This window comes from Parvibaculum sp. (genome assembly GCF_040882025.1).
In the GTDB taxonomy this organism is placed as follows: Bacteria; Pseudomonadota; Alphaproteobacteria; order Parvibaculales; family Parvibaculaceae; genus Parvibaculum.
In genome coordinates this window covers 1-5335 of sequence record NZ_JBBECC010000148.1, presented here as the reverse complement: position 1 = coordinate 5335, position 5335 = coordinate 1, and the positions used below count along the sequence as shown (strand labels likewise).

6 protein-coding genes are annotated in these 5335 nt (G+C 63.2%); 2 read left to right on the top strand and 4 right to left on the bottom strand.

Going from position 1 to position 5335, the window contains the following annotated elements; all coding sequences use genetic code 11:
- From WEB61_RS10470 to mdh, 3 genes are all read right to left on the bottom strand, one after another.
- Positions 1-272, bottom strand: a 272-nt coding sequence (locus WEB61_RS10470) for an ATP-grasp domain-containing protein (protein WP_368064285.1), incomplete at its 3' end; no start/stop codon positions are given.
- Between the two features lie 205 nt (positions 273-477).
- Complete coding sequence (locus WEB61_RS10465; RefSeq protein WP_368064284.1) at positions 478-1623, bottom strand: MBL fold metallo-hydrolase; 1146 nt, start codon at positions 1621-1623, stop codon at positions 478-480.
- A 176-nt stretch (positions 1624-1799) separates the two neighbouring features.
- Positions 1800-2798, bottom strand: coding sequence for a malate dehydrogenase (mdh, locus tag WEB61_RS10460; protein WP_368064283.1), 999 nt, complete (start codon positions 2796-2798; stop codon positions 1800-1802).
- A gap of 303 nt (positions 2799-3101) precedes the next feature.
- Between mdh and WEB61_RS10455 the strand changes: the two genes are divergently transcribed.
- Positions 3102-3731, top strand: coding sequence for a hypothetical protein (locus tag WEB61_RS10455; RefSeq protein WP_368064282.1), 630 nt, complete (start codon positions 3102-3104; stop codon positions 3729-3731).
- A 4-nt stretch (positions 3732-3735) separates the two neighbouring features.
- Here the strand turns inward: WEB61_RS10455 and zapE are convergent, their stop codons facing one another.
- Positions 3736-4857 (bottom strand): cell division protein ZapE, encoded by a 1122-nt coding sequence (gene zapE / locus WEB61_RS10450; RefSeq protein ID WP_368064281.1) that lies wholly within the window; start codon positions 4855-4857, stop codon positions 3736-3738.
- Between the two features lie 77 nt (positions 4858-4934).
- Between zapE and WEB61_RS10445 the strand changes: the two genes are divergently transcribed.
- Positions 4935-5246, top strand: coding sequence for a pyrophosphatase (locus WEB61_RS10445; protein WP_368064280.1), 312 nt, complete (start codon positions 4935-4937; stop codon positions 5244-5246).
- Positions 5247-5335: the final 89 nt, after the last annotated feature.

The following is a 5335-nucleotide window of genomic DNA, read 5'->3' as shown; positions in this document are numbered from 1 at the left end:
TTGCCGTCGGGGCCCGTCTGATGCGTAACGAGCGTGGAGCCGAGAAGCCGCGCGGCTTCCGTCTTCACATCGTCGACCGACTTCACGACCTTGACGCCGCCCGCCTTGCCGCGGCCGCCCGCATGGATCTGCGCCTTCACGACCCAGACCGGACCGCCCAGTTCTTTCGCTTTCGCAACCGCTTCATCCGGCGAGAAGGCCGCATGGCCCCGCGGCACCGGCACGCCATACTTCGCAAGCACGGCTTTGGCCTGGTATTCGTGAATGTTCATGCAAGGACCGTCCGGCTGATCGGCGTCGCGGGAACCCGCGTGCCAGGGAAGGAAAAATCGCCCGATAGCTATGTCGGATGGGGCGGAGTTATACCACCCGAGCGAGCGGGTGCAACCGGCAGATGGGCAAGGAGGCGGCCATGAAGCCGCCCCGGCAACTTACAGGAAACTCAATGCCGCCAACGGGATAGCAGGTGACGCAGCGTCACATGAGATTGGACGTCTCGATTTCCTTCGAATTGGCCGGCAGCGTCACCAGCAGCCCGTCATAGCCGAGGATGGTATCGCCCTCGCCGCGCGCTTCCGCGACGCCGCGCATGAAAATGTGGCGCGCCAGCGCGTTGGGCAGCGGCGGCACGAGATGCGTCAGCACCAGCAGCGGCACACCCGCCTCGCGTGCGATTTCGGCGGCTTCGACCGGCGAGGCGTGATAGTCGAGCGTGTCGTGAACCATTTTTGCCAGCCGCTTGTTGTCCGTTTCGGTCAGCGCCTCGAAAATGATGCTCGACATCTCGTGATTGAGCGCCTCATGCACGAGAAGATCGGCGCCCTTCGAAAACAGTTCGACGCTTTCGGTCTTCTCCGTGTCGCCGCTGATGACCACGACGCGGCCGCCATATTCGACGCGGTAGCCGAACGCCGGCTCCACGGGATGATGGTTGACGAGGAAGGCGGAAATCTTCAGCCCGTCCTTGTCGAAGACCGACACCAGCGTGTTGGGCGCGGGGCGGGCAATCTCATGCCCGATCATCCGCGCGCCTTCCGGCGAGAGATAATCCGTGCCGTGATGGAGGATACGGTAGCCCGAATCCGAGTCGAAGGCTTCGGAAAAGCCCTTCACCACTTCCACCGTTCCCGATGAGCCATAGGCATGCCCCTCCGAATTGAGCGGCGGCACGCTGCCTTCGAGTTTGCCAGGCCCGTAGACCTCGAGCGGCACGACGCGCCCGCCGATCCAGCTCTGCACGGCGAATTCGCCGAGTGCGCCGATATGGTCGGAATGGAGATGCGTCAGCAGCACCGTATTGATCTTGCCCGCCGGCAATTTGCTGGCGACGATGCGCGACCAGGAGCCGGGGCCGGTGTCGATGACGACAATGTGTCCGCCGGCGATCACCGCCGTGCAGGCATTGGCCCGCGTCGGATCGGGCATCGGCGAGCCCGTGCCGCACAAAAGGACATGCAGCGAATTATCGGTGAGAAGCGCCGAATTGTCCCCGCTGCCGATCCGGCCGAGCGCGGTGCGCTTCATCATCCCGTCCTGGAGGGAAGGCGACACCCAGACAATCCCGAAGCCGACCGCCACAAGGGCAACCAGACCGGCCAGACCGATCACGACCAGACGCCTCATCGCTATCCTCCCAAGACCCCGCACGCGGAGACCATTCAAATTTAATGGGTTACATTAAACACTTTTCCGGGCGCGCTGCAAATTATATATTGACACCATGAATGCCAAAAGAAAAAGGCGGGCCCAAAGGCCCGCCCTGTCTCGATGGACGTGATCTCAAAAACCCGCCCAAACGGTCACTTTTTCTTCTTGCCGGTCTTGCCGGAAGCGCCCTTGGCAACGGCCGGATCGATCTTCTTGCAGGCGTCGACCAGACCCTTCACGGCATTGACCGAACCCATGAACTGCTTCTTTTCGGCCGCGTTGAGATCGATCTCGACAATGCGCTCGACGCCGCCCGCGCCGATCACCACCGGCACGCCGACATACATGTCCTTCACGCCGTACTCGCCATTGATATAGGCAGCGCAAGGCAGAACGCGCTTCTGATCCTTGAGGTAGGCTTCCGCCATCTGAATGCCTGAGGCGGCGGGCGCGTAGAAGGCGGAGCCTGTCTTCAGGAGCCCGACGATTTCCGCGCCGCCGTCGCGCGTACGCTGGATGATCTTTTCGAGCTTCTCTTTCGTGGTCCAGCCCATCTTGATGAGATCGGGGAGCGGAATGCCCGCAACCGTGGAATAGCGCGCCAGCGGCACCATCGTGTCGCCATGGCCGCCCAGCACGAAGGCGGTCACATCCTCGACTGAAACCTTGAACTCTTCGGCGAGGAAATAGCGGAAACGCGCGCTGTCGAGCACGCCGGCCATGCCGACGACCTTGTTGTGCGGCAGGCCCGAAAACTGCCTGAGCGCCCAGACCATCGCATCGAGCGGATTGGTGATGCAGACGACAAAGGCGTTCGGCGCATATTTCGCGATGCCTTCGCCGACCTGTTTCATCACCTTGAGGTTGATGCCGAGCAGATCGTCGCGGCTCATGCCGGGCTTGCGCGGCACGCCGGCGGTGACGATCACCACATCGGCACCCTTGATGCCCTTGTAGTCATTGGCGCCGGAAAGCGCCGAATTATAGCCCTCGACCGGCGAAGTCTGGGCGAGATCGAGCGCCTTGCCCTGCGGCAGGCCTTCGGCGATGTCGAAGATGACGATGTCGCCGAGCTCCTTGAGCCCCGCGAGAAGTGCCAGCGTACCGCCGATCTGGCCGCCGCCGATAAGTGCGATTTTCTTGCGCGCCATGGTGAGAAGCCTCCGGAATGCCTGCGCCCTGTCTGATCTGGCAGCCTAGTAACCTGAATCCGCCCGCTCCGCAACGGAAGGACATGGCCCCGGTAACCGGATTTTAACTATGAATGCGGTATCAGATTGACACAGTTGCCTTCGGAGCAGCATGATTTCCAATAGGTGAGATGGGTTCCGGCGCGCGCGTATGTCGCAAGTTTGCGATGATCGGCCGGAACGAAGCGCAAGGTCCGGGGGGACCGGGGCGCAACCATCCGGGGCTGCAGGTTGCGGCCAGCCGACGTAACAGGGGCGTGCGTAATGTCAGTAAAGCGGACCCACATGGGTCAGCGAGGCGGGGCCGCCAAAGCGGTTCTTGCAGTTGCGGTTTTCCTTGGCCTTTCGGGCTGCGCGGCGCCTGTTGTCGGCGCCCTGACCATCGGCGAAATCCTGACGATTGCCGGCATCTCCTCCAGCATCATGACAGGTCGCGATCTTGGCGAGCATGTCGTGTCGGCATTGACCGGCAAGGACTGCCGCTTTCTCGAAAGCCTGCTCCGGAACGGCCGCGCCTTTTGCGAGGAACCGGGCTCCGACGCGACACAGGACGATTTCGGCGGCGTGATCGCGCTTCTGGAGGGCGAGGACGGCCGCACGCAGGAGACGCTTGTCGCTGCATCTGCGCTCGATCCGCATGTGCTGGGCTTCGTGCCGGTCGACCGCCGCGCGGCACATGAATTTTCGCTCGAGATCGCCCGCGAGGCGGCACGCGGCAAACCGCGCGAGAGCGTTTCCTTCGGCATGATGTCGGCAACCTTCGGTCAGTCCTTCGACTACCGCGTGGATATGGAACCGCAGGGCTCCTTCCCGGCGCAAGTCGCCGAAAGCCCGGCGCCGGCCGACACGAGCCTCGACCTGCGTCCTTCGTTCTCGGCTTCCCAAAAGCTCTGACCTGCTAGTCGGCGCTTCTGAGCGCCAGATAGTCGAAGCTTTGCATCTCGATCAAGCGTGACACGGTGCGTTCGAATTCGAACGCGCCGTCGCCCGTTTCGTAGAGCGCTTGCGGCAGCGCGGCGGCAGAGAGAATGAGCTTCGTTTTCGCCTCATAAAGCGCATCAATCAGCGTGACGAAACGCCTGGCCTCGTTGCGCCGCTCCGGGCCCATGACAGGCACGCCGCGAATGATGACCGTGTGGAAGCTCTGCGCGATCTTCAGATAGTCGGCGGCCCCGAGCGGCTTCGCACAGAGATCGGCGAAGGAAAAGCGCGCAACGCCATGCGCGGCCTCCGGCACCTCGACCGCCCTTCCCTTCAATGCGAGCGTGATCGGCTCGCCATGCGCCATGTCGGTGAGCGCCGCGAACGCCGCGTCGAGCGCGGCATCGGCGTCGGGCCCGAGCGGCGCGTGATAGACGGGCAGTCCCTTGAGGCGATCCATGCGGTAGTCGGTTGCGCTGTCGAGATGCAGCACATCCATCTTCGTCTTCACCAGGTCGATGAAGGGCAGGAACCGGTGCCGGTTGAGGCCCCCCTCGTAAAGGCCGTCCGGCGCGCGGTTCGACGTCGCGACGACGACGACGCCGCGCTCGAAGAGTTGCTCGAAAAGCCGACCGAGGATCGAGGCGTCGGCAATGTCCTGGACCTGAAACTCGTCGAAACAAAGAAGCGCCGCCTCGCGCGCAATGGCGCCGGCAACCGGCGGGATCGGATCGGCGCCCTTGACCTGACCCGCCTTTTCCCGTTGCCGCCAGTCGTGAATGCGCTCATGCACCTCCTGCATGAAGGCGTGGAAATGAACGCGGCGGCGCGGCTCTATCGAGACGGTCTCGAAGAGGAGGTCCATCAGCATCGACTTGCCGCGTCCGACGCCGCCCCAGATGTAAAGGCCTTCCGGCGGCGTCACCGGCTTGCCGAAGCCCGCCCAGGCAAAAGGCCCGACCTTCTTGCCGGGCATCCAGTCGCCAAGATCGTCGGCAAGATGCTGCAGCCGCTCGGCCGCATGGGCCTGCGCCGCGTCCTCGGCGATCTCGCCCCGCGCAACCTTCGCGCGATAGACCGAAAGCGGCCCCGAACTCATGCGCTACCGCGAAGAACATTGCATGAACAATTCGACTCAGCCATCATCCGTGGCCACCATTTCAAAGGTCCATGCACATGCAGCATCTGGTCAGGCTCGCCGGGCAGTTCGAGGAAGCGTCGCAACGCTACGCCGTGACGAACGGCATAACGCGAAACGACGACTGGTTCATCCTCAAACTTCAGGAAGAACTGGGCGAGCTGACGCAGGTCTGGATCAAGCTGACCGAGCGCGGTCGCCGGCGCGGCCTCGGCGAGGCGGAACTGCGCGAGGCGCTGGCCGACGAAACCGCCGACCTGCTGGGCCATATCCTGCTGTTTGCGCAGAAGAACAATATCGACCTTGCGCCGGCCATTGCGCGCAAATGGCGGTTCGAGCCAAAGGCCTAGCCACCCGACATTGCCCGCCACCCGTCGAGATAGGGCTCGATGGCGAGCGCCTTCTCCTCTTCGGAAAGCCTGATGCCGAAATGGGTTCC